The sequence below is a fragment of the Desulfoferrobacter suflitae genome, assembly GCF_022603395.1.
In the GTDB taxonomy this organism is placed as follows: domain Bacteria; phylum Desulfobacterota; class Syntrophobacteria; order Syntrophobacterales; family Syntrophobacteraceae; genus Desulfoferrobacter; species Desulfoferrobacter suflitae.
The window spans coordinates 255,922-281,532 of sequence record NZ_JAIBKA010000004.1 but is presented as its reverse complement, the minus strand read 5'-3'; the positions used below and the strand labels follow the sequence as shown (position 1 = coordinate 281,532).

Below are 25,611 nucleotides of genomic sequence, written 5' to 3'. Positions count from 1 at the left end.
AATCAAGGGGCGCGGGCAAACGATAAAACGGCAGGGGCCATGATCAGCAGTGGAATACCAGCGCTCGACAAGGTCATCGAGGGGCTGCGCAGCGGCGATAACGTGGTCTGGCAGGTGGACGGCCTGGGCAACTATCTGCGGGTGGTGCACCCCTTCGTGAAACAGGCCCTCGAGGAGCACCGCACGGTGGTCTATGTGCGGTTTGCTCCCGAGTGGAGCATCCTGCATCGAACGCCCGGACTGACCTATGAAGAGGTCGATCCGAGCCACGGGTTTGATTCTTTCAGCGCCCAGGTGAATCACATCATCGAGGAGAACGGCACCGGCGCATTCTATGTTTTCGACAATCTTTCCTCGCTGGTCACTGAATGGGCCACGGATGAACTGCTCGCCAATTTTTTCCAAGTCACATGCCCCTATCTGCACGAACTGGAAACCGTCGCCTATTTCGCACTCACCCGCGGGCGCCACTCGCACCGGGCGGTCGCTCGCATTCGCGACACCACGCAGGTATTGATCGATCTCTACCACGCCAGGGGGGAGCTCTACGTTCATCCCCTGAAAGTGTGGGACCGCTACTCCTCAGAGATGTTTCTACCCCACCGCTTTGCCGGAACATCCCTCACTCCGGTTCTGCAAAGCGGCGACGCATCCACCATATCCCTCACGGCGAGGAAGCCGCCCCTGCGGGTCAAGGCCGACTCGATCGCCCCCTGGGACAGCATTCTGAGAAAACTTGCCCAGTACAGCGATGACGAACTGACGCACCTGGCGGCAACAACGGAAATTCAGGCGCTCAAGCAGGAACTGTCGCAGATGATCATCGGGGGCGATCCGGAATTCAAACGCCTCTCGGACGAATACCTCAGCCTGCAGGATCTGCTCGAAATCCGCAACCGCATCATCGGCTCCGGCCGCATCGGCGGCAAGGCGGCAGGCATGCTCCTGGCCCGCCGGATCCTGTTGAAGAGCCCGGGCACCACAAATTTCGCAAACATCCTGGAGGAACACGATTCCTTCTACATCGGTTCCGACGTCTTTTTCACCTTCCTGGTCAACAACGGTCTGTTCCGGCTGAGACTGCGGCTGACCAGAAATTCGCAGATTTCCGGCGAGGAATTCGACCGGGTCGAGGAGCGCTTTCTCGAGGGCGGCTTCCCGGATGAAATCATGGAGCAGTTCAAAGATCTGCTCGATTATTTCGGCCAGGCACCCATCATCGTACGTTCCAGCAGCCTGCTCGAGGACGGGTTCGGCAATGCCTTTGCGGGTAAGTACCGCAGTGAATTCTGCGCCAACCAGGGCAATCCCGAAGCCAGAATGCAGGCGTTTCTGCGAGCGGTAAAGCTGGTCTACGCCAGTGCCGTCAATCCGGACGCCCTTGCCTACCGGAGGGAGCGGGGCCTCGGGGAAGCGGACGAGCAGATGGCCATCCTGGTGCAGCGCGTGTCCGGATCACGCTATCGCAGCTTTTTCTTCCCAACCCTGGCGGGGGTCGCTTTCTCTCGCAATCTCTACCGCTGGACCGATCGCATCGATCCAAAGCAGGGCATCGTGAGGCTGGTTTTCGGCTTGGGCACTCGCGCGGTCAACCGGGTGGGAGGCGATTATCCGAGGTTGGTCGCGGTAAGCCATCCGCTCCTGCGGCCCGAAGTCGGATCGAAAATTGCCTTTTACTCGCAACACGAGGTGGATGTTTTGGATCTCGCCGCAAATGAATTCCGCAGCGTGACTTTGAACGAGGTCTTCGGCGCGGGTGATTATCCCCACCTGGAGCTGCTTGTCTCCACCCTGCAGGACGGCTTCATCAGCGATCCCGAGGGAATCCACATGAATGCTCCGGCACGCTTGATCATCACTTTCAACAACCTTTTGGCTCACACCAAGTTCATGCCGCTGATGAAAGAGTTTCTGGCCAAGCTGGAAGCCGCTTACGGCTATCCGGTCGACACCGAGTTCACGGCCTCCTGCTCCCCCGGCAAAATCAGGCTCAATCTCGTTCAGTGCCGTCCCATGCGAGTTCCCGGTGGAAGCGCAAGCGTCCTTTTGCCGGCGCGCGTTCCCAGAGAGTTGGTGCTGTTCAGGGCCACCCGCACTATCTCGGGTGGTACGGTGAGCCGCATCAAATACATCATTTACGTCGACCCTAAAGCCTACGCCGTCAAGGCGCCCCTCGAGATAAAACAGCAAATAGGCCGGATCATCGGCCGGCTCAACCGGCATCCGGACATTGTACGGGACCGGGTCATCATGATGGGGCCGGGCCGATGGGGCAGCTCCAACATCATGCTGGGGGTCAACACCACCTATGCCGATATCAACCATGCCTCCGTCCTGGTGGAGATTGCCCGCGAGGAGGCCGGCCATGTTCCGGACGTCTCGTTCGGGACCCATTTTTTCCTCGACCTGGTGGAATCCCGAATCATTTATCTGCCACTCTATCCCGACGATCCGCAGGCGCATTTCAATGCACCCTTTTTTGCCTCGTCGTCCAACAGCCTTGGGCGCTTTGTGAGTCATCCCGAACGGTTCGAGGAATTCATCAAGCTCATCGACGTTCCCCTGGCGGCCGACGGGAGGTATGCGCAGGTGGCGGCCGATCCCCACAGCGGCAAAGCCATCTGCTTGCTCCACGCGGATTAATGCGGCTGTGAGGCTAATCGCCGGCACTTTGCGACGGCTTGCCGGCGGGCTTGAGCCAATTTTGCTGGTACCAGCCGGCGATCCTGGAAGCTCGTTGGAACAAAAACACACCGATGAAGGCGGTCACCAGAATATAAATGCCGCTGAAAATGCGCAGTTGCGGGATGGCCAGACTGGCGATGATGGCCGAGAATTCCCCGCGCTGCACCAGGGAAAAAGCGGCCCGGCATGAGACCTTCCTGCTCAACCCGAACAGCCGGCCGCCCACAAATCCGGTCAGCACCTTGCCCACTACCGCCCAGACCACCAGCAGCACCATCAGGGGAATGAACGGCACACCCTCGCCCAACGATATGGTGGTGCCAAACCAGAAAAAGAAAAATGGCAGGGTGATGTCCCGCACGGGGAGCATGAGGTGCTCCACTTCCGAAGACCTGCCCGTTTCAGACAACATCATGCCCGCAAGAAAGGCCCCGAGTATTTCCGACAAACCCAGGACCATTGCCACACCCGCATAGGCCAGAGCAATTCCTGTCGTCAGCAGGGCCATGAAATCCCTCTCCAGGTGGCGGGCAATGAAGTTATCCAGCCGCCTGAAAGCGTAATGCCCGATCAGAATAGCCCCCACCATCAACAAGACGATTTTCAAGAACAACAGGGCGACGAAACCCAGGCTCATCTCGTCCCCGTTTTGTGCGCCGGCAATGAAGGAGACCAGCACCGGGGCCACCAGATCTTCAAAAATCAGGAGAGCCAGGATGAATTCCGTTTCCGGGTTGGCCAGCCGTTTTTGCTCCTCCAGCATCTTGGCGGAAATGGAGGAACTGGTGGCGTAAGCAACCGCACCGAGCACCAGCGCCGCCATGGGACTCAACCCGAACAACAGTGCGAGTCCGGCAGCGCCACCGAGATTCAGCACCACATCAAGCAGACCGGCCGACCAGATGTTCCGGGAAATTTCCATCATCCTGGCCAGCGGAAACTCCAGCCCGAGAATGAAAAACAGCAGGACGATGCCGATTTCCCCGGTAATATGAATCGCTTTGCTCTCCGGGAAAAACACGGCGATTGCCACGCCCAGGGCAATATAGACAAGCACCGAAGGGTAGCGCAATTTCTGGGAAGTGAAGCTGACCAGAAAAAAGGTGCAGAGAATCAGACCGGCCAGGAGCAAAAAGGGCAGTTTGAGCATGGGATTGTTCCTCGATCACCGCTGCAGTCGAGTTCCATTTTGAGCGGAATTCTGACGTTACCATCTTGGTCATGTTTGACACAGGGACTCCAGGGTCCTGGTCTGATCCCGCGTGCCGATGGACATGAGGATGTCTCCAGGCAGAATCACTTCATCAACATCGGGGCTGCCGATCATTCGGTCTCCCCGCTGGATGGCGATGACGGTCGACCCGGTGCGCGAGCGGATTTGGGACTCGAGGATCGATTTCCCGGCCAGGCAACTGCCGGGTTGCACCTTCAGCCAATCCACGCGGATACTCTTGAGAAGCAGCTCGAGGCGGTCATCGGCCACCGGCTGGTAGTCCACCCCGAGCAGGATCGTGCCGAGCTGGCGGGCCTCTTCGTCACTGAAATGGATGTTGAAGTCCGGCTCGTCCCGGTCCGAATCCTGGAAATAGTAGACTTCGCGATGTCCGTGGTGATGGATGACGATGACTACCCTGGCCCCTTCGGCCGTCTCCATGGCGTAGCTCTTTCCAATGCCGGGCAAATCCGAGGTCTTTACCTTCATGCAGCATTTCTCCTTCAAGTGACTCGCGTCACAGCGTCTTCTTTTCGCTCACAAACTCGCTCTCGCGCGTTTATTTATGTTCCATCATGGTCCTGATTTTGGTCGCCAGATCCTGCATGGAAAAAGGCTTTGCGATGAAGTGCACACCGGCCTCCAGCACCCCGTGGTGGGCGATGCTGTTGGCCGTATAGCCGGACATGAAAAGCACTCTCAGGTTGGGGTAACGCGACTGCAGCTGTTCGGCCAACGCGCGCCCGCTCATCTCCGGCATCACCACATCGGTGATCAACAGCTCTACTTCGCCCGCGTGTTCTTCAGCCATCCGCATCGCCCGCCCCGGCACGTTCGCCGTCAGCACGCGGAAGCCCAACCGTTCCAGCATGACCCGGGTCATTTCCATCATCGCCGCCTCATCCTCCACCAGCAGCACCATCTCACCACGGCCGTGCCAGACCGGCTCAACGCTTTGCGCTGCCTGGATGTCTGCCAGGCCCTCATGGCGCGGCAGGTAGATTTTGAAAGTCGTACCTTTTCCCGGTTCGCTGTAGACATTGATGCAGCCGTTGTTCTGCCGCACAATGCCATACACCGTCGCCAGCCCGAGACCGGTACCCTGATGTGCCTCCTTGGTGGTGAAAAACGGCTCGAAGATATTTTCCAGCGTTTCCCTGTCCATGCCGCAACCGCTGTCGCTCACGGCCAAAAGCACGTAATCGCCGGGAACAAAACCGGCATGTACGGTGCAGTAGTCGGTATCGATGTGGACATTCTCGGTTTCGATGGTCAAACCGCCGACTCCGGAAATGGCATCGCGGGCGTTGACACATAAATTGGCGAGAATCTGGTCGACCTGCACCGGATCAATTTTCACCCGCCACAGGCCGGAGGACGGCAGCCACACCAGGTCAATGTCTTCGCCGATGAGCCGACGCAGCATTTTGAGCATGCTTTCCACGACGGCATTCAGATCAAGCACCTGGGGCGCCACCGTCTGCTGGCGGGCGAAGGTGAGCAGCTGTCGGGTGATGCCCGCCGAACGTTCGGCAGCTTTAAGAATCTCTTCCAGGTGGATGCGCGCCGGGTTTGTCCGATCGATCATCATGAGCAGCAGTTCGGCATAGCCCATGATCACGCCGAGCATATTGTTGTAGTCATGGGCCACTCCACCTGCCAGCCGTCCCACCGATTCAAGCTTTTGCGCCTGCAGAAGCTGCCTTTGCAGGGAATGCCGCTCGTATTCTGATTTTTCGCGCACTTGGGCCATTCTTAAGGCGTTCAGGGCATAAGAAAAATCTTCCCCGATTTCAGCAAACAGACTTTGTTCCTCCGGATCAGCACCCAATCCCTGCTCGAGGGCTGCAACCAGGTAGCCGAAGGTCACACCGTCATGCACCAGGCGTACAGACAGAGAATCCGTCTGGGCACATTGAGCCGCTATGGAACAGAGACGGCACACCACCAGCCTGTTTTCCACTGCCACAACCTTTGTCGTGCTGCGGGCGGCGCGGCAGCAGGACGGCAGTTCACCCCGTTCGAGCATGCCGTCAAAAGGATCCAATGCCTCTCCCAGGCCCTCTCCTGCCCACTCGACAGGATGGTCCTGGTCATCGGTCAGGATAATCACCGCACTGGCGTAGCCGCGATTTTCCACCAACAGCCGGCAGCCTTCATGGATCAGCGTTTTGACATCGCGGCCGCGAACGATCAGCTGGTTAACCCGCCGGATCGCCCACAACACCCTGTTGAGATGTGCGATGCGCTGCTCCGACCGGTTGCGCTCGGTGACATCCCGGCACACGCAAAAGATCAGCTTTTCTCCAGCGATTACGGCCCCGTTGGTGCTGATCTCAACCTCGAAGCAAGTACCATCCTTGCGCCGGTGACGGGTCTCGAGGGTATCACCCGCATCCCCCACCGAGCGAACCATCTGGAGCAAATGCTCGCGCGTCCACTGGTCGTCCCAGTCCCACACATGGAGCTGCGCCACTTCTTCGGCGGAATAGCCAAGCATCTCACAGAATCGGCGGTTGGCTTCGTACACCTTGCCGTTCTGGTCCAACACTACAATTCCGTCGCGCGATTCATCCACCAAAATGCGCCGCCGCATGGCTTCATCCTTGAGGGCATCTTCATTGCGTCGGCGCTCGGTGACGTCGGTGATGAAGCCCTCGAGCATCAGTTCACCACCCCGCACAGGGGGTACGACACGGCCCTTCTCCCACACCCATTTGCGGTCGCCGCCTTTGGTCACAATCCGATATTCCAGGGTGAACGGCGCATCGGCGTGCAGCGCATGCTGCACCTGCTCCCAGACATACCGCCGGTCATCCGGGTGGATGATTTCATTGTAGGACACAGCGTGGTCACGAGTCATTTCCTCGGCATCGTACCCCGTCAGTTCACGGCAACCGTCACTCACAAAGTGCATCGTCCAATGACTGTCGTTGCGGCATTGATAGGCCATGCCGGGCAGGTTGCCCAACAGGGTTGCCATCTGCCGTTCACTCTCCTGCAGCTGTGCCGTGCGCCGCGTCACCTGCTTGCGCAGCGACCACGACCAGAGAAAGAACGCCAGCAAAGCCAGGAGCAGCGGGGCCAGCACCATCAAAGAATAGCGCATAGCCGTGATCAGGGAGGGGGGTTCGTCCTGGTAGATTCCCAGCCATTTCTCCTTGATTCGCAGGTAATCGCCCGTTTGCCTGAGGATCTCCAGCCCTTCGCTGAAGGACGCTAAAAGGGCGGTGTGACCGTTTAACACGGCGTAACAGTATTTTGCCGAGAGCAGTGGCTGGGAGCCCAACACGAGATTCGTCCATCCGTGCTTTTCCATGAAATAGAGGGCACTGACTCGCACCGCCAGGCCACAGTCGTGTTTCCCCTGCGCCAGTTCCTTGAGCACTTCCTCCTGGGTTTCGACAAACGTTACCTGATCGGCAAGCCCCTTTTCGACCAGCAGATCATAAATAACATCGCCATGTTGCACCACGATCCGTTTGCCTTTCAGCTGAGCGATGTCGGCCGGCGGAGCGCCATCATCCCTGCGCACCACGCTGACATAATGGTTTGCCAGATAAGGCGGCGTAAAATCAAACCTGAGGTCGCGCTCTGGAGAATAAAACATGCCTTGTATGACATCGATCTCGCCCTGTTCCAAACCCTGGAGGATCTGCGCCCAGGGGCCCAGGCGCATCTCGATGTCAAGGCCCAGCTCGTTGGCGATGGCGCGCGTGAGCTCAACGGTAAAACCCGTCGGTCGCCCGTTGTCGTCGAGGTATTCATAGGGGGGATAATGGTGATCGCCGCCGATCACGATGCGCCGCTGCGTCGGCAGCTCGAGGGCCGCAAACCATTTGGCGTGGAGGTGTTGATAGGTGCCATCCGCCATCACCAGGGCCAACCCTTCATTGAGTAGGGCCAGGGTATCCCGGTCCCCTTCCTTGACGGCAAAGCAAAAGTCCTGGCGGAACCCCTCGATGGGTTTACTGACTATTTTCAAGTTGGTGAATTTGTTTTCCTGGATCAGCCGCAGGGCCACCAGCCGCTGAATGACCACGGCGTCACAGAGCCCCTGAGAAAGCTCGCGCAGAGCCTCATGGAAGGTGACAGTGGTGTGGATCTCGATGCCCCGATCTTCCCTGCGCAGAAACTCTTCGGCGTTGTCTCCCTTCATCACGGCGACCCGCCGCCCCTCGAGATCTTCCAAATTCCCGATATCGGTCGTCCCCTCACGCACGACGACGGCACCGTGCAGGGACATGTAGGGAAAGGTGAAATCAAAAATGGGTTCCCGTTCGGGCCTCCTCCCGACCAGCGGCAAAGCCTGCACTTCACCCCGTTCCAGCCAGCCTCGCACCTCCGCCCACGACCCCATGCGCAGGGTGACATCGCGCCCCATGGCAGCCAGCGCAGCTCTGAGCAGCTCAACGGAAAAACCGGTGGCGCGCCCCTTGGCGTCGGCAAAAGAAAACGGCGGGTAGGCAATCTCTGCGGCGGAAACAATGGGCGGGGCGGCCGCTGCAGCACCCTGAGCGGCAGTCGCCCGGCAAACCCAGACGAGCGTCATGACGATCAGGCTGAGGGGAAAAATTACGGCGAGGGGACGGATAAAGGACCGAAACCAACGATCAGCACACATCTTCCAGGTTCCTTTCCCGCTATTGCATTGCATTTTGACCCGTGTTGGGAGTATGATCCGGCGCAAATATTGGAGTTCGTCGAGCCTTTTGCAGGAGGCTCCGCCATTATTGAATGTCAAAATGTGGTTAAGCAGATACAGGTGGAAAGGAGCATCTCAGTCCCACCTTACAGGTGGCATATTATACGTTTTATTGTTTGAGTCAAGCAACACCGAAGGCAGCTGCAGCGGATGGCTCGTTCTGAATGGAAAACTTATGTGGAGGCATTGCGATCATGTGGAACTCGAAGAGAAGATGTTTTACCAAGCTGATTTTGATACTGTTGAGCGGATTGATACTTACCCTCACGCCGGCCTGGCTGGTTCAATCAGTATGGGCGGCCGAACAGCCCAAACCCGAGCCGGCCACTACCGTTAGCCCGGAAATTCCGCCAAAACAGCTTCAGCATCTGGTCACCCCGCTCACCCTGGACGACCTCAAAGTGGAGGTCGACGGATGGATTGGGGTATTGAAGCAACACGCATCCTTGATCAGCCAAAAGAAAATCGAGGCAATGAAGGCAGAGGGAGAAGCCAAGGCAAAGCTGCTGGACGAGGTCAACAAGCTGCAGGAACAACAGACCGCATTGATCGATCGAGCGAAGGTGGTGGTCGAAGAGTTGAGAGCCAAAGGCGGAGAGGTGGCCAACTACGACAAATATCTCAAGGCCCTGTCGGGCATCAAGGTGGATATGACCGACGCCGGTGGCTCCTGGAAACTAGTGCGGGGCTGGCTGACTTCCAAGGAAGGTGGTATCCGTTGGCTCAAGAATCTCATTTTATTCATCGTGACCCTCGTCGTTTTCATCATCTTGTCCAGGATCCTGGGTTCGGCCACCCGGAGAGCAGTAGTGAAATTGAAAGGCGTGTCCGAACTTCTCAAGGATTTCATGGTCAATGTAGTCCACAAGCTCGTTTTTCTCATTGGCCTGGTGGTTGCGCTGTCCATGCTGGAAATAAACGTCGGACCATTCCTGGCTGCCATTGGAGCCGTCGGCTTCATCGTGGGCTTTGCTTTGCAGGGGACCTTGAGTAACTTTGCCGCCGGTTTCATGATCCTGCTGTATCGACCTTACGATATCGGGGACTATGTCAACGTTGCAGGAATCAGCGGCACAGTATCCGTCATGACACTGGTTTCCACCACACTGACCCTGCCGGACAACCAGACCGTGGTCATACCGAACAACTCGATCTGGGGAGGGATCATTACCAATGTGACCGGATCGGAAACCCGCCGGATCGACATGGTCTTCGGGATCGGCTATGAGGACGATATCAGCAAGGCACAAAGGATTTTGGAGGAGGTCGTCAAGGATCATCCTCTGGTGCTTCCCTTTCCTGAACCCGTTATCCGCGTCAATGAACTGGCGGATTCGTCCGTCAACTTTATCTGCCGCCCCTGGGTCAAGACGGAAGATTACTGGACCACCTACTGGGACCTCACCAGACAGGTGAAAGAAGAATTTGACCGCAACGGAATCAGCATTCCTTTTCCACAGCGCGAAGTTCATTTGCGCCAGTTGGTCGAGGTCAAGCAGGGCAGTGCCGAGTGAGCTGCAACTATTATAGTGTTTAAGGAAATGATTTTCGCTTTCAAGTAGGCTGGGTTGAGTCACGAAGCCAACAAAATAAGCGTTGGGTTTCGTCATGCGGAACGCGTGACTCAACCCAACCTGCGCCAAAAACATTATCTTGGAAGCTAACCATGGGTGACTCGGCCAGAGGGATCCCGGGCAGGATTGATTTTGTGGCATCTGGGGGGGACGTTGCACTTTTTTTTGCTTTTATATGCGGAGCGTATGCTTTAAATATGGAAGTGAGGCGCCTCGACGGTTGATTCCTGACTATCGAATGTGTCGCCGTGAAGCTGCCGGGCAGCACGGAGCTACCTGGCCGGTGATGAACAAATCAAAAAGGAGGAGCATTATGAAGCGAAAGTTGATTTGTGTTTTATTGGCAGTGGGTCTACTGATGCCCACCCTGGCAGCTGCAGCGGACCAGGAAGATTTCATGGTCGACTCGACGGACGATATTGTCAATCTGTGCACCACTCCCATCGATGATCCAATGTACACTGCGGCCATTCACTTTTGCCACGGCTATCTGGTGGGTGCCTATGCCTACTACGATGCACTCGCCTCGGGACCGGAAGGGGTGCGCCTGGTGTGCTTTTCCGACCCTGTCCCTTCACGCAACGAGATCATCGGCATGTATATAGACTGGGCAAAGACTCATCCGGAACATATGAACGAGGCGCCGGTGGATAGCCTGTTCATGTTCTTGACCGAAAAGTGGCCCTGCAGCGAATAACAACCGCAAATAAGAGGAGCAGAATATGAGGAAGATCGCCCTTGTATCGATTTTGGTCTTAAGCCTCGCCCTGATGGGCTGTGCCGGCATGTCGGACACGCAACAACGCACCCTGAGCGGCGGCGCTATGGGCGCTGCCGGTGGTGCCGTCATTGGGGCTCTTGCAGGCAATGCCGGCCTGGGCGCCGCCATAGGCGGTGCGGCTGGTGCCGCCGGCGGCTTTCTTTACGGCAAACATAAAGAAAGCAACCAGAGGGCGTATGAGCAGGGCTACCAGGCGGGCCGGCAAACCAAGTAACCGGCTGGTCCTGCTGTGACCCAGCACCATCGCCTTTGATGTCCCCTGGGAGCTTGTCCGAAAATTGGCTCCTCGCCTCCGTTCGTCGTGCCGGTGCATTCCTGCCGGGGCTGCAGGCATCCAGCGTTCATGCGCTTCCCTGGATTCCGCGATCGGCCTCGAAACGGCGGATTCGACGCCTTCTCGGACAAGCTCCCAGCCGCCCCAAATGCGGCCGGGCGTTCATAAGCCCGTATCATCGAGCCGCACAAAAAGCCCAGCCTGCACATAGATCATACAACACCCCGCCTTGATTCCGCCTTCCGCCCTCCGCCTAAAACTTTTCGGGCGCGCTCCATCAGCGCCTGCTCCTGTAGAATCATCTCTTGTCGTGCTTTCCTGCAGGGGCCTTGAGTAATTGAAATTTCATGTGCCTGGAGGATGGCTTGGCGATCATCTCAAAGTTGCTCTGCACCCTCACTCCAAGCCTCTCCCTCGAAACATAGGGTGTCCATCAAACATTGGCCGTCAATGCCGATTGATGGGCACGCGACCCGGGTCACCGACGAAAGGCAGGACAATGAGCCGCAGCAGCGTCAATCCTTTGGGGTCACGGAATTGGGAGAGGCCGATGGTCATGTCCGCATGGCCTCTTTGCGGCTGGTCGGTGTAAGTGCCGAACAGTCTGTCCCACCAGGGCAGATTGAAGCCGTAATTGCTGTTGGTCTCGCGGATGATCACCGAATGGTGCACCCGGTGCATGTCGGGGGTGACCACCAGGAGCCGCAGCAGCCGGTCGACAAAGAGCGGCAAACGCATGTTGCTGTGATTGAACATGGACGTGGCATTGAGGGCCACTTCGAAGATGAGCACCGCCAGGGCGGGCGGTCCCAGGGCCATCACCGCCGTGAGCTTGATGGCCATGGAAGCGGCGATCTCGATGGGGTGAAAGCGCAGGCCGGTGGTGACGTCAAAATCAAGATCTGCGTGGTGCATCATGTGCAGCCGCCAGAGGGTCGGGATCGCGTGGAACAAAACGTGCTGAATGTAGATGACGAAATCCAGCACGATCACCCCGATGGCCACCTCCAGCCAGTAGGGAAGTGCCAGGATATTCAACAGCCCCCACTGCCGTTGGGAGGCGAGCACGGCCAGTGCCACCGGTAAAATCGGGAACATGATGCGCACCACAAGCGGGTTGAGGGCGATGATCACCAGGTTGGTGAACCATCGACCGGCCTTCGAGGTGGTCAAAGGTCGCCGCGGCATTAGAATTTCACCGAGGGCGACCAGGATGAAAATCCCCGAGAAGAACCCCAGGCGTATTGCCGTTTCATGGTGCATAAGGCGCAACCTTCTCTTGCTTGGCTGCCGGCGGCAACCGGCCAAGCGGCCGGCGCTCCGCCGAAAAAGTTGTTAACGGCTTGAGCCGTACGCTTCACTGCCCTAAAAGCTGAGCACCCTATCCGCTTCTCTGGACAGCTCATAGAGGTCGTCCATCCAGCCAATGGGGCACGTGCTTGATCCCACCAGACCGTGGGATTTCATGCACACCCCTCAAACATAAAAATCGCCGTCAAATTGCTGAACCTGTTCCATGACGTTGAACTGTTCACTGCTGCTCTGCTCAAAAAGCACGCCCCTGCCGAGCATGAATACCGAAACTTCGTCGCCCTTCTTGACGCCCACATTGGCCAACCTCATGGCATTGTAGATCGTTTCCGCCTCATCTGTTGAAATAATGACGAGAAGCTTCATGCAACCTCCTCTCTTTGTGGGAACATTGCGGTTACCTCAGCCCATCCGATTCGGCCGCCCGCGGGATCGTGTCGTTGGATTGCGCTCCGACCAAATCAGACCACGTAACGGCGGATGGCCGCTTCCAGCTCTTCTTCGCCGAGACCGCCGCCTTGCACAATGACCTCATCGCCGATCATGACGGCCGGCGCCGCCGGCAATCCTGTTCGCTTATAGTCCTCACTCTGATAAGCCTCTTTTGTCCTGGCGATGATCTCGACCGCAACCCCGTATTTTTCCCCCAGCCTGGGGACCATCTGCTTGAAATGGTTTCAGGTCCTGCCCGCAGGTTCGTTGGCAAAAACTCGCATCGTCGGCATGATAACAGCTCCATTCCTGTTGTCTCCAAAAATTAACAAATCCCTAACTTCCCAACCTATTGACCTGTTTCACAACATCCTCCGAGGGGGCTGCCGAGGGACGCCGAGGCCGTGTACGACCCACACTCCGACCCGCATCACCCAGGGAAAAGCCCCCCTCACCCTTGTCTATAATTTCCCCTCGCGACCCAGCTTGGACAGGAGAAACGTTGCCCCTCTGAGGGAGAGTCCGGTCTTTTCGGCGAGCTGCGCCGGATCGAGGGGGCCGTGCTCACTCACGAGCCAGACGATTTCCTCCTCCAGTTCTTCGAGCCAGTCCTCGAACAGCACCAGCAGGTCCGGATCGGTCATAGCCATCAACTGTTTTGACTGGGCCACCTTATCCACCAGCCTTTGACACATCTTCGTGGGGTCGACACCTTCGCCCATGCACTCGGCCAGTCACAGGTGGACCAGGCTCGACACCTTGTCGTCCCGCGATTCCCCCATGAGGTCCCAGAGAAATTGTGCTCGCGCCTCTCCACCCAGGCGGGAGAAGAGGACCTCCAAGACACCGGCAATTTCCTCCAATGCTTTTTGCGGATCCATGCGGTCGACTATCCCCAGGATCTCGTCCGTATGGATTCTGATTACCTTGCCCATAACTCAAAACGTCTTCCTGGCAGCCAACAGGTCCGTCGCCACGATACTCAAAGTTTGAATGACGTCGAGGATTCTCGAGTCCGCCAGTTGGTAGTAGATAAACGGGCCATTGCGCTCGATGGTGACCAGCAGTGAGCGCTTCAATTCTTTCAAATGATGGGAGACAAGGGGTTGGGAAAGACCGAGCTCCTCGACAATGCTCGATACCGATCTCTTGCCTTTGCTCACGCTGAGAAGAATGCGCAGCCGGTTCTCATCCGAGAGACTTTTGGCCAGGAACGCCACCGTCTGATGGTGCTCCTCGCACAGCACCAGGGTCTCCAGTTGTACCCCATGCCGCGCGTTTTCGTCCGCCAGGTCGAAGCCACTCGACGATTTATTTGAGGATACCTTTTCCATGAAAAACCATCCATTTTCGATGCCTGAATGGCGCTTTTTCGAGTGCACAGAAAGGCGCATAGACCCTGCACTCATTACCATATTAATGTACGTTTATATGGGAGCACAATGAGGATGTCAATATCAGAGTCGTCATTTCTTGGACGGAACCCGCTTATGAAACAGATCCTCAGAGACTTTCCCGGCTGATCATGCCAACAATCAAAACGCCATCTTCTTTCAGCACCCTTGCGGCTTCGTAGAATTCCAGATGACGAAAATAAGACTTCTCACGGCAAGTCGAAGGTGTGGCGTCAATAGGAATTCAGATCCTTGATGCGCTTGATGTCCTGAGCTTTACCCAGCATGATGAGTATGTCGCTGTCCTTGATCACAAATTCGGCAGGAGGCACGAGCACGATATTATCGGCGAGGACTTCCTCGATGGCGATCACATGCACGTTGTACTTGGCGCGCAGATTGAGCTGCTTCAGAGACTTGCCGATAAAGGCGCGGGGAGGCGCTATCTGCAAGAGGGTATAATCCTCCGCCAACGGGATGAAATCGAGGATATTGGGACGGGACAGTCCCTGCGCCACCTTGACGGCCATGGATTTTTCCGGATGGATGACCTCGGTTGCGCCGACCTTTTTGAGTATTTTCCCATGATCCTCATCCACCGCCTTGGCGAGGATTCGCTTTACGCCGATTTCCTGCAAATACAGGGTGACCAGCACGCTGGTGCTGATATCCTCACCGCAGCTCACCACCACCGCGTCCATCTCGTCCAAGCCCAGCGAACCCATGCGGTCCTTGTCCCTTGCGTCCAGGACAAGCGCTTCGGTACAAACGGGGTCAATTTCCTGAATGCGGCTCTGATCCATGTCGACGGCGACCACCTCGTTGCCCTCCTCGTACAGAGTTCGTGCCACATGAAAGCCAAACTTTCCCAGACCTATTACCGCAAATCGCTTCATTGACTGTTCTCCTTAGCCGATCATAAGGTTCTGCTCGGCGTATTGGACGCCCGCGCGCGCTTCGGTACCGGCGATCACATAGGCAAAAGTGAAAACACCCACTCTGCCAATCAGCATCATTAAGATAATCAATAACTTACCAGATACACTCAAGTCCGCAGTGACCCCCATGGAAAGCCCGACGGTCCCGAATGCCGACACCACTTCAAACAGAATCTCAATGAATTGAGTCCTTTCGACGATGAGGCTGGAACCAACCGGATGGGTCAACAGCAGAAGGAAGAAGACTCCACAAATGAGACCAAAAGCGAGTAAAACCAGGGAGACGCTTTTGGTTACGGTCTCGGCAGGAATGCTTTTGTGATACATATTCACGCGAAACCGGCCGCGCAGCCGACTCCAGGTAAAGGCGCCAAGGAGTGCGAGGGTGGTGGTCTTGACTCCACCGCCACAGGAACCCGGGGAAGCTCCAACAAACATGAGAAAAATCATCAGGGCCAGGCTGGCATTGCGTAAGCTGGAAATATCGATGGTGTTGAATCCGGCGGTGCGGCAGGTAATGGATTGAAACAGTGCAATGAGCAAACCGTCCCCGAACGAATAGGCTTTGAGGGCGTAATGCCATTCACTCCAAAGCAGGAGCGCCGCGCCCGCCATGATCAGAATCAGCGTGGTCAACACAACCACGCGCAACTGCACGCTCACTTTGTTCCTGCGTCCCTGCCCGGAAATCCTGAGCTGGATTTCATAGACCACCGGAAAGCCGATACCACCAAGCACGATCAGGCTGCAAATGACCGCATTGAGGGGCAACGCACCCCGATAACCAACGAAGCTCCCTGGGAACAAAGAAAAACCTGCGTTGCAGAAGGCGGATACGGAATGAAATAAAGCGTGATAGAGCGCTGTGGGAAAGGCGAATTCTTCCAGCCAAATGAGCCACAGCAGCAAGGCACCCAACAACTCAACAGCAAAGGTGAAGGCAAAAATGGCCTTTGTCAGTTGAAAGATGTCTGCGCGCGGGGTGTGGGCAAAAGTCTCCTGCATGATCATGCGCTGTTTCAGGGGAACTCTCCTGCCCATGGTGAGGAAAACCGTCACCGTAAAGGTCATGATCCCGAGCCCGCCGAACTGGATGAGGGTGAGGATCACCAGCTGGCCGAACAGGGTGAAGTAGGTACCGGTATCCACTACCACCAGGCCGGTGACACAGACGGCGGAAGTCGCGGTGAACAAGGCGTCATGCCATGCGATGGTGCCGGACGCGGTGGCGCATGGGAGTGTCAAAAGGGCCGTGCCGGCCGCAATCACGGCCAAATAGCTCATCAGGACCAGTTTTGCCGGATGAATGTTCTGTATGCGTGCAACGATCGGCTGAGGCATGATCATGTATTCCAAGGGTTTCTCGTTTGCTGGCCCCGGGGTCTTTTGGCAAATTTGGGTTGCCTGTAATAGGGGCAGTCACTGAAGGTGCGCGTTTCGCAATAGAGATTCAACAGATGCGGCCCCAGCACCAGGCGATCTCGATAGGCGCGGCAGTAGAGGATTTCACGCCGACGACTGATGGGAACGTAATGGATATACGGACAAATCTCGGCAAGAACATTGTCTGTGGCGAACGCTCCCGTACGATTTTCAACGAAGCATTGCAGGCGCCCCGCGAGGGAATCGTCCAGGGATTCCAGCAGCATGACGTGAGCAACCCCTGCGTCCTGTAGGCTCTCCAGCAAGACTCGGTGTTTGCCCGCCACCAAACAGGTCAGGAGGGTGTTTGCCGAGTGCGGGTTCTTGCGCACAACCAAACAGAGTTCCACCAGGGCTTTGCGCTCTTTGAGGCTGGTAGCATGGAAGGCGACCGCCGCCAGATCGAAGGGCTGATGCGTCAGTTCGTTGAGACAGGCGATGGGGCTCGTGACCACGTTCAAGCTGCCCGACGCAAAGCCGGCAACAGATGTATAAAGCAGAATCCGGTTTCCCGAGCACTGGAGAGGACTCCTTGAGCAGGACTTCAGTGACATTGAGCTTACCCTCGCCCGCAGGGATCAGGTTGATGATGTCGTCATAATCCGTCTTTTGTTCGATGAGACTAGCGATGAGTCTGGTGATGGAGAGGGCACTCGAGATGTGCAGCCGTTGAAACACTTCTTCATTGTCGGGATCATTGACCAGCGCCAATGTACGCGGCACTCCAAAATGAAAGCAAGCCAACTGGCACATGACCAGGTTGTCTTCATCCTTGGTGGTCGCTGCCAGCAAAGCGTCGGCACTGTGCGCCCCGGCTTCGCGCAGAATCGCCAAGTCACTGCCGTCGCCATGCACGATGGTGCTCTTGAGACGACGCGCAAGTCGAGTGCACTCCCGCTGATCGTGATTGATGATGATGACATTGTGGCCCTTGGAGGAAAACAGGCGTGCCAAAAAATAGACCAGCTTTTCCCTCCCCACGATGACTATTTTCACAGGAGCTCTCCCCTGCCGAAGGACTTCTCTGGTTTTGCATACGATCCCAGAAACACGTCCCCTGCAACGGTTATAGGGCATATGCCCTCGATTCCGAAGTCCCGGTAGACCTGTGCGCGCTTCGGGTCGAAGACGCGCGCCATCACCTGGGGTACCTTAAAGATTTTCTTGGCAATCTGGGCGACCATCAGGTTCCCATTGTCGCGGACACCGAAGTGAACCTGAGGCCCCACCTGTTCCACCAGCAGGTGCACATATCCGCCCGGCTCAGTGTAGCGCAGCGCATTGGAGATGAGGTTGGTCAAAACCCAGGTGATTTTATTGGCATCAGCCCGCACATCCGGCACCCCTTCAGCGGATTCGAGGGCAACTTCAATCTCTTTCTCATCCGCCTGGGGCTTCATCACGGCCACAGCCTTGCTGCACAGCAGCTGTGGGGCAACAAACTCCAAATCCATTTCCATCTTTCCCGCCTCTATCTTCGACAGATCGAGGAGGTTGCTGACCAAAGCCTTCAGTCGCTCCAGTTCTTCATGGGCTACCCGGAGCAGCCGTTGTTCCTTGTCATCGAGCTTTTGTCCGGCGTTTTCCAGTAGTAGATCGATACTCATGCCCATGCTCGTCAAAGGGGTGCGCAGTTCGTGGGAAGCAGCCATGACAAATTCGGTCTTGAGTCGATCGAGCTCCTTGAGCCGCGTCACATCGCGCAGCACCAGCACCGCTGCGGACATTGAGTCGGCCCCCACATGGACGGGCGTGATGGAAAACTGAAAATAACGCTGTGTTTGTGCCTGACGAAGGGAAAGAATATCCTCGCCCTCCTGAATTACCGGGGGTTCACCCGACTCCATGCATTGGCGCACATGGTCGAGCAGTGGCTGATGCTTGACGATTTCCAGGAAATGCCTGTTCAGTGCTTGTTCGCTGTCGGTCGCCAAAGCTCGCAATGCAGCCGGATTGATGTCGCTAACCTTCAGATCGGCATCGATAACGATGATGCCGTCATCAATACTGCGGATGATCGCAGCCTTCTTGCGCTTCTGCGTGACGATTTCGCCTATGTTGAGCTCATGATAAGCCTTGAGTTTTCGTGTCATGGCATTGAATTCCTGCGCCAGATGCCCCAGCTCATCCGACGAATTGGTCCTCACCTGCACGTCGTAGCGCCCGTCGGCCAGCTCCCGAGTAGCCTCCATCATCGATTTGAGCGGTTTTGCAATGATGCTCGAAAGCAGCAAGCTGAATCCAAACCCGGTTACGACTGCCAATGCACCAAAGATTCCCATGGAGACGGTGGCCTTTCGAGCAATGCGGGTGGCTCGCGCACTGGCGTTGAACATGGTCTCGCTGTTGAGTTCACGCAGGCTGTCACAGGAGTCCCGTACCGCCTTGAAGGTGGGAAGGACCGTTGCGTGATAAAAGGCTGTCCCTTCCCGGGAAGTATCCGTTGACGTCGACCGAAGCTGAGAAAAGTAGACCAGGTAGGAAGCATAACCTCTGTCTATACGCTCGAGTATCGCGCCTTCTCCTTCGATGGTGATGTTGTCTTTGGCTCTGCCCAGCCACTGCAAAAATTGGCTTTCATTATTACGAAACTGATTCAATCCCTCCTGGCTGAAGCCCAGCAGCACCAGCAGGATTGCACTGTCCTGCCGCTCTATGGAGTTGATCATATGCTCCGCCGCCAGAATGCTTTGGTAGTTCTCACTCAAGATGGCGTCACTTGCACGCCCGAGACGGAGCAGGTCGGTTATCGCCCAGGCAATGACGATGACGATGAGGAACAAAAACAGACCATAGCCCGAAAGGATTTTTCTGCGCAAAGTCCAGGTCATGGAAGCCAATCCTTTTCTCACTCCATGTCTTTGGATGGTCGGCCCAATCTCGAGAGCCGCTTGCGATGGAGGGCATATTTTGTGCCAAAAAGCGAATCCTTTGAAATTACTGGATAATAGTGGTTTGATGAGGGAGTGGGGGGAGGTTTTGCGGGGGACTATCGTGCAAAATGCAGGGAATGCGTCCTGCAGAATGCAAGGACTAATCGAGTTGGTATTTTTTGCGCTTGCGCCACAAAGTGGTCGGATCAATGCCCAGCACCTGGGCCGCTTCTTCGAGTGAGGTCGTGTGCAGCAGCACTTTCCGAATATGGAGGCGCTCGATATCGGCAAGGCTCGCCAGTTCTTCGCCATGCTGCGCAGAGGCCCTGTAATGTGCAATGTGCTGGGGAAGGTCCTCGATGCTGAGGCATTTGTCACGCGACAAGATGGTTCCCCTGTGGATGACGTTGATCAGTTCGCGAATATTGCCCGGCCACGGATAGGCGCGCAAGCTGTCCCTGGCCTGCTCTGTTATCCTGCTGACATTTTTATTGTTTTGCTTTGCAAATAAGGACAAATAATGTTCAGCCAGCAGGGGGATATCTTCAGGCCGCTCGCGCAAAGGAGGCATGAAAATTTCCACCACGTTGAGCCGGTAGAAAAGATCCTTCCGGAAAAGCTTTTCCTGCACCCGTTCTTCCAGTTCGCGGTTGGTGGCGGCGATTACCCGCAGATCCACATGGATGGTGCGCACATCTCCGAGCCTCTCGAACTCTCTGTACTGCAGAAAGTGCAGGAACTTGGCCTGAACGGCAGGTGACATTTCCGACACCTCATCCAGAAAGACGGTGCCGCCATTGGCCAATTCCAGCTTGCCCACCTTGTCCCGAATGGCTCCCGTGAAGGCCCCCTTCACGTGTCCGAAAAGATCGCTTTCGAGCAGATTTTCCTGCAGCGCAGCGCAGTCCACGGTGATGAACGGGCCGTCCTTGCGAGGGCTCCAGGAGTGGATCAGCCGGGCAAGAACCCCTTTGCCCGTGCCGCTTTCGCCGCTGAGTAGAATGTTCGCATCGGAATCGGCCACCTGCCTGACCGTTCGCAGGATACTTCGCACATTGCGGCTGGCCGTGATAAAATCGCCCTCCTGCAGGACGCCCTTCAGCTTCTCCTTGAGAGTTTGAACCTCGGACTCGAGCCCCCGGACTCTATTGATCATCTCGATGAGGTGAGAGACCTGTGCAGGAGTGAAGGGTTTTGGCAGGTAGTCGAAGGCGCCCAGCTTGATCGCCTGCACAGCCGTATCGATAGTAGCATAGGCCGTGATCACCGCTACAAAACTCTTCGCCCCGGCCGTCGACAGCTCTTGCAAAACGTCCATGCCATCCATGTCGGGAAGCTTCAGGTCAAGCAACACGATTTCCGGTTGAAGCCTACGAAAGATTTCGATTCCCTCCCTGCCGCAACGGGCCAGAGACACCGCCAGGCCAAGATCCTCCAGATGAATCTGCAGCGTGGTCAGGATGTTTTCATCATCGTCCACTACCAGCACTTTGGTCATCGCTTTGCTCCGTCCCAAAAGGAATCCAGAAGGTGAAGGTGGTTCCTCTACCCACGCGGCTTTCCACTCTTATGTCGCCTCCATGCTGCTGAATGATCTCCTTCACTATGGCAAGACCCAACCCAATGGTATCACGGCTTTTTCGGTTCGAGAACTGGCTGAACCGGTCGAATATTCGAGGGAGATATTTTTCATCGATTCCGGTTCCGGCGTCGATGCATTGAAAATAACACCGATCCCCGACCTTGCTCGCACACAAAACTACTTTGTCTCCCCTTTGACTATAACGGATGGCGTTGCCCAGCAGGTTGGTGAGCACCCAGGGGAATCTCAGTGAATCGATGGTCACCGGCGGCAGGTCAGGTTGTAATTCCGTTTCAAGCCGAATATTCTTTTCATCCGCCTGAGGCTGGAGAACTTTGATGCACTCCCCAACGATTTCATCCAAACGGAGCAGTTCTTTGCTGGGCGGCTTCCCTATGGCGTCCAGTCTAGCCGCATCGACCAGTTCGGTGATCAGCGTCGAGAGCCTCGTACAGTCTTCTTTGGCGGTCTGCAAGAGCCGCTCATATCGCGCCTCGAAAACCCCCTGAAGCTTGTCGGCAAGGATGTTGATGCTCATGGCAAGTGAAGTCATCGGCGTCTTGAGCTGATGGGAGAGGTCAGCAATGAATCGTGCCTTGGCTTCTTCCGCCTGGCGTACCTTCAGTTTTTCCGCCATCAACTCGTCGGCGCTGAGCTGGTCGTAATGTTTCAGTCGATCCAGCAGGCGGTTGAATTCTGAAGTCAAATAACCGATCTCATCCTGAGTGGTGACGACAAATCGCGGGTAGTCGCCGCTGCCTTCCCTGATGTCGGCAATGCCGCGGGCGAGACTGGTGAGTGGGCGAGAGATCTTCAGGGACAACAGATAACTGAGAATGACCGCGAACAGAATTGCGGATATGAGCAGCACCATGGAAAACTTGAGAGCGTGGCCGGCGAATTCCTGCGTCCGCAGATCCGCCCTTTCCATGGCTTTTTCATTGATGGCAACAAGCTGGTTCAAAGCGGCATTAAATTCGCCGATAAGAGCGATGAAATTGTAATAGATCGCGTAGGATTCGGTCTGCCTGCCGGGCCGCGGCAAACCCGACAACCGCTCAACCAAAGCCTGGTAGCGCCTGTGGGTCGCGTGCAGTGCTGCAATAATGGGTTCTTCCTCTGGCTCGGTGATGTTCGCCCGGCAGATTCCGAGCAGGTCTAAAATCCTTCTCGCAGAGTCGGATGCAGCACCGGGTCCTTGTCGATGCAGGAATAACAGCGAGAGAATGTCGTTTTGAGCCTTGTCGATATGCGCCCTGATTTCATGGGCTGCCTGGATGCTTTTGTAGTTTTCCGAGAGGATCAGTTGCGCACTTTGCCCCAGCGAATTGAGGTGGAGGTAATTCTGCAGGATGGCGAAGAGCAGAATGCCGGCCGGGATCATGGCGATAAGAAAGATCTTCAGGCGCAGTGAAAACCGCACATTGTCGAAAGGACTGACGTGGTCGTCGCTCATTGTGCCGGGCCCATCGGATGCAAATCAGGCAGTGTCATGCTGGTGGTGCGAATGTTCGCGCGAACAGAAGGTACCAGAAGCAACCGGCGAATGAAAGAGTTCCAAAGGCAACCGCTAACATTTTCGCATGGCTTGCCGCTCTGGGGCCGGGCGCGGGGTCAGGGGAGAGCCTGCACCGGTTGGCGGAAAATCTCAGGTTTGCATCGATGCTGTTCTCACCAAGTGTGGCAGGTGCCGGGTTTCGTCGCGCCGGGTGTGCGACGAAAACCCGGCCTGAAAGAACCGGGAATTCGTTCTAGGCAGCCTTTTCTATCTTGACCGCGCAGATTTTCAGTTCCGGTATCTTCGACACGGGATCGAGGGCACTGTTGGTCAGTTTGTTCACGGCCGATTCATAGAAATGAAACGGTACGAACGCCACGCCGCGGTCCGTGATATCGGAAACTGCCGCCTTGATCTTGAGGCTGCCCCGCCGCGAGACGATGTTGACGTATTCGCCGTCGGCCACATCGAGATTCCTGGCATCCTCCACATTGATCTCCGCCAGCGCTTCCGGGTACAGCCGATTCAAAGCGCTACCTTTGCGCGACATGGTCCCGGTGTGATAGTGCTCGTACACACGCCCCGTAGTCAACACAAAGGGATATTCGTCATCGGGCAGCTCGGCTGACGGCTGATACTCGATGGGGAAAAAGACCCCTTCTCCCCGGGCGAACTTGTTAATATGCAGGATGGGCGTGCCCGGGTGCTCAAGCGTCGGGCAGGGCCAGACCACGCCGCCCTGCTCAAGCCGCTCATAGGTGATCCCGCCATAACTCGGGGTAAGTCTGTTGATTTCCGCCATTATCTCGGAGGCGTCGGCATATTCCATCGCGTAGCCCATTTGCCTGGCAATTGCCGAAATGATCCGATAATCCTCGAGCGCTTCTCCAGGAGCGTTCACCGCTTTGCGGACGCGCAACACCTTGCGCTCGGTATTGGTGAAAGTTCCCTCCTTTTCGGCAAAGCAGGTGCTCGGCAGAACCACATCGGCGAGCCTGGCGGTCTCTGTCAGGAAAATATCCTGTACCACCATGAAATCGAGCGCCTGCAGATTCTTCTCCACGTGATGAATATCGGCATCGCTCAGCATCGGGTTTTCACCCATGATGTACAGGGCCTTGATCGCTTCTCCGCCGGCCGCCGTCATCTCGGTAACGGTCATCCCCACCCTATCGGGAAGAGTAGCAACGTTCCATGCTTTGGCGAACTTTTCCCGGACCGCTTCATCCGTCACCGTTTGGTAGCCGGTAAAGACATTGGGCAGACCGCCCATGTCGCACGCGCCCTGGACGTTGTTCTGGCCACGCAATGGATTTACTCCACCTCCGGCGACTCCCACATTGCCGCACAGCATCGACAGTGAGGCGAGGCTCTTGACGTTGTTGGTGCCGCTCGTGTGCTGGGTGATACCCATGGCATAGAGAATAGAGCCGGGGGTCTCCGTCGCGTACAGGCGCGCCGCAGCAATCAGATCCTTTTCCGGGATGCCGGTGATCTTGGCCACATAATCGGGGGAATACTTGGCCACACACTTTTTGAGCTCTTCGAAGCCCGTAGTGCGCTCGTCGATGTAGGACTGGGCCTGCAGGTTTTCGCTAATGATCACATGCATCAAGCCATTGATCCAGGCCACATTGGTCCCCACCCGCGGGCGCAGCCAGGTGTGGCAGATGTCCACCAGCTTGATCCGGCGCGGATCGACCACAAGTAACTTGGCCCCATGCTTGGTGACCGCTTCGTGGATGTAGTTGGCAATAATCGGATGATTGGATGTGGTGTTGGTGCCCGTAACAAGAATGACCTTGGAATTCAATACATCCTTGAGAGGATTGGTCATCGCTCCACTACCAAACGTGGCGGCAAGCCCTGCCACCGTCGAGGAGTGTCAGAGACGAGCGCAGTGATCCACATTGTTGGTACCGATCACCGCGCGCATGAATTTTTGAAACAGATAATTGTCCTCGTTGGTGCAACGGGCCGAGGAGAAGCCGCCGATGGCATCCGCGCCGTGCTCTTTTTTGACCTGGTTGAACCTGCGCGCAACCACTCTTATGGCCTGATCCCAATCGACCTCCTGGAACTCGCCGTCCTTTTTGACGAGTGGCTTTGTCAAGCGCTGGTCACTGCTGATGAATTCGTAGCCGAAACGTCCCTTAACGCACAAGCTGGCTTGATTGACACCCGCGTCGTCCTTGCCCTTCACGTCCACCACCCGGTTGTCGAGTACGCTCAACTCCATCTGGCAGCCGCATCCGCAGTAGGTACAGGTGGTCGGCACCTTGTTCACGAGAAAGGCTCTTCCTTTGGTGGGACTGAGATTTTCCGTGAGTGCCCCCACCGGGCAGAGTTGCAGACATTCTCCGCAGGAAACGCACCTCTCCGGATAAAATTCCAGATGACGCCTGCCTTCCGTTTCCGCCACTCCCAGGGCGCAAACCCCCTTCACCTCCTTGCAGGCGGTGACACACCGCAGGCACAGCACGCAGCGATCCGGCCAATACTTGATCAACGACGTCGCATACACCACTTCGCGCGGCTTTGCGGGAGGCTGCAACTCATCGGCATGGATCCCGTATTCAAACACCAGATCCTGCAGCCTGCATTCCCCGGCCTTGTCGCAAATGGGGCAGTCCAGCGGGTGATGCAGCAAGAGCCGCTGGAGCGACTCCTTGCGCATGTCCGTGAGGACCTCAGATTGAGTAACCACATCCATCCCTGGTGCAACAGGCGTAGCGCACGACTGCACGGGTTCGGAATATCCGCCGATTTCAACGTAGCACATGCCGCAGGAGGCTATGGGATTCAACCGCTCGTGGTAGCACAGGGTCGGGATCCTGATGCCCGCGCTCCTTGCCGCCTGAAGTACGGTATCGCCCTCTTTGGCAGCGATTTCCCTGCCGTCGATTGTCAGTTGAATGGTATTCATATT

The 25,611-nt window shown here is 56.4% G+C and carries 19 protein-coding genes and 1 pseudogene; 4 read left to right on the top strand and 16 right to left on the bottom strand.

Annotation, left to right across the window (positions count from 1 at the left end):
• The first annotated feature begins 39 nt into the window (after window positions 1-39).
• The gene (locus tag K1V27_RS08870; RefSeq protein ID WP_258929387.1) at window positions 40-2,643 is read left to right on the top strand and encodes a PEP/pyruvate-binding domain-containing protein; all 2,604 of its coding nucleotides are present in this window, start codon (window positions 40-42) and stop codon (window positions 2,641-2,643) included.
• Between the two features lie 13 nt (window positions 2,644-2,656).
• Here the strand turns inward: K1V27_RS08870 and K1V27_RS08865 are convergent, their stop codons facing one another.
• The 3 genes from K1V27_RS08865 to K1V27_RS08855 all read right to left on the bottom strand — a co-directional run bounded on the left by K1V27_RS08865 (window position 2,657) and on the right by K1V27_RS08855 (window position 8,522).
• Window positions 2,657-3,835 carry a cation:proton antiporter gene (locus K1V27_RS08865; RefSeq protein ID WP_258929385.1) on the bottom strand — a complete coding sequence of 393 codons (1,179 nt, stop codon included), beginning with the start codon at window positions 3,833-3,835 and terminating at the stop codon, window positions 2,657-2,659.
• Window positions 3,836-3,904: 69 nt separating this feature from the next.
• The gene (locus K1V27_RS08860; protein ID WP_258929381.1) at window positions 3,905-4,387 is read right to left on the bottom strand and encodes a cation:proton antiporter regulatory subunit; all 483 of its coding nucleotides are present in this window, start codon (window positions 4,385-4,387) and stop codon (window positions 3,905-3,907) included.
• Between the two features lie 70 nt (window positions 4,388-4,457).
• Complete coding sequence (locus K1V27_RS08855; RefSeq protein ID WP_258929379.1) at window positions 4,458-8,522, bottom strand: transporter substrate-binding domain-containing protein; 4,065 nt, start codon at window positions 8,520-8,522, stop codon at window positions 4,458-4,460.
• A gap of 275 nt (window positions 8,523-8,797) precedes the next feature.
• Here K1V27_RS08855 and K1V27_RS08850 point away from each other — a divergent pair, with 275 nt between their 5' ends.
• The 3 genes from K1V27_RS08850 to K1V27_RS08840 all read left to right on the top strand — a co-directional run bounded on the left by K1V27_RS08850 (window position 8,798) and on the right by K1V27_RS08840 (window position 11,172).
• Window positions 8,798-10,117 (top strand): mechanosensitive ion channel family protein, encoded by a 1,320-nt coding sequence (locus tag K1V27_RS08850; RefSeq protein ID WP_258929378.1) that lies wholly within the window; start codon window positions 8,798-8,800, stop codon window positions 10,115-10,117.
• 373 nt (window positions 10,118-10,490) lie between these two features.
• A complete protein-coding gene (locus K1V27_RS08845; RefSeq protein WP_258929372.1) occupies window positions 10,491-10,874 on the top strand; it encodes a Rap1a/Tai family immunity protein in 384 nt (127 codons plus the stop codon).
• Between the two features lie 25 nt (window positions 10,875-10,899).
• Window positions 10,900-11,172, top strand: coding sequence for a YMGG-like glycine zipper-containing protein (locus K1V27_RS08840; RefSeq protein WP_258929371.1), 273 nt, complete (start codon window positions 10,900-10,902; stop codon window positions 11,170-11,172).
• Window positions 11,173-11,679: 507 nt separating this feature from the next.
• Here the strand turns inward: K1V27_RS08840 and K1V27_RS08835 are convergent.
• From K1V27_RS08835 to fdhF, 13 genes and pseudogenes are all read right to left on the bottom strand, one after another.
• Complete coding sequence (locus tag K1V27_RS08835; RefSeq protein WP_258929370.1) at window positions 11,680-12,495, bottom strand: sterol desaturase family protein; 816 nt, start codon at window positions 12,493-12,495, stop codon at window positions 11,680-11,682.
• Between the two features lie 102 nt (window positions 12,496-12,597).
• Window positions 12,598-12,909, bottom strand: coding sequence for a DsrE family protein (locus K1V27_RS22620; protein ID WP_309574003.1), 312 nt, complete (start codon window positions 12,907-12,909; stop codon window positions 12,598-12,600).
• Between the two features lie 95 nt (window positions 12,910-13,004).
• The gene (tsoC, locus tag K1V27_RS08825) at window positions 13,005-13,268 is read right to left on the bottom strand and encodes an NEPxGxxU motif selenoprotein TsoC (protein ID WP_332369910.1); all 264 of its coding nucleotides are present in this window, start codon (window positions 13,266-13,268) and stop codon (window positions 13,005-13,007) included.
• 168 nt (window positions 13,269-13,436) lie between these two features.
• Window positions 13,437-13,910: an LULAXC motif selenoprotein TsoA gene (gene tsoA / locus K1V27_RS22675; protein ID WP_332113357.1), complete on the bottom strand. Its 474-nt coding sequence runs from the start codon at window positions 13,908-13,910 to the stop codon at window positions 13,437-13,439.
• Between the two features lie 3 nt (window positions 13,911-13,913).
• Window positions 13,914-14,309: an ArsR/SmtB-type metalloregulator TsoR gene (tsoR, locus tag K1V27_RS08810; protein ID WP_258929364.1), complete on the bottom strand. Its 396-nt coding sequence runs from the start codon at window positions 14,307-14,309 to the stop codon at window positions 13,914-13,916.
• Window positions 14,310-14,602: 293 nt separating this feature from the next.
• Complete coding sequence (locus K1V27_RS08805) at window positions 14,603-15,265, bottom strand: potassium channel family protein (RefSeq protein WP_258929363.1); 663 nt, start codon at window positions 15,263-15,265, stop codon at window positions 14,603-14,605.
• A gap of 12 nt (window positions 15,266-15,277) precedes the next feature.
• Window positions 15,278-16,648, bottom strand: coding sequence for a TrkH family potassium uptake protein (locus K1V27_RS08800; RefSeq protein WP_258929362.1), 1,371 nt, complete (start codon window positions 16,646-16,648; stop codon window positions 15,278-15,280).
• Window positions 16,649-16,650: 2 nt separating this feature from the next.
• Window positions 16,651-17,184, bottom strand: a complete 534-nt coding sequence (locus K1V27_RS08795; RefSeq protein WP_258929360.1) for a hypothetical protein — start codon at window positions 17,182-17,184, stop codon at window positions 16,651-16,653.
• 199 nt (window positions 17,185-17,383) lie between these two features.
• Window positions 17,384-17,806, bottom strand: a pseudogene (locus tag K1V27_RS22770) (potassium channel family protein); the annotation flags it as partial.
• On the bottom strand, window positions 17,722-19,560 hold the full coding sequence (locus K1V27_RS08790) for a sensor histidine kinase (protein ID WP_258929359.1): 1,839 nt from the start codon (window positions 19,558-19,560) through the stop codon (window positions 17,722-17,724). The gene K1V27_RS08790 and the pseudogene K1V27_RS22770, both read right to left, overlap by 85 nt.
• A 202-nt stretch (window positions 19,561-19,762) precedes the next feature.
• Complete coding sequence (locus K1V27_RS08785; protein WP_258929350.1) at window positions 19,763-21,100, bottom strand: sigma-54-dependent transcriptional regulator; 1,338 nt, start codon at window positions 21,098-21,100, stop codon at window positions 19,763-19,765.
• Window positions 21,072-22,640, bottom strand: a complete 1,569-nt coding sequence (locus K1V27_RS08780) for a sensor histidine kinase (protein WP_258929348.1) — start codon at window positions 22,638-22,640, stop codon at window positions 21,072-21,074. Before K1V27_RS08780 ends, K1V27_RS08785 begins: the two co-directional genes overlap by 29 nt.
• Before the next feature lie 295 nt (window positions 22,641-22,935).
• Window positions 22,936-25,608: a formate dehydrogenase subunit alpha gene (gene fdhF / locus K1V27_RS08775; protein WP_258929346.1), complete on the bottom strand. Its 2,673-nt coding sequence runs from the start codon at window positions 25,606-25,608 to the stop codon at window positions 22,936-22,938.
• Window positions 25,609-25,611: the final 3 nt, after the last annotated feature.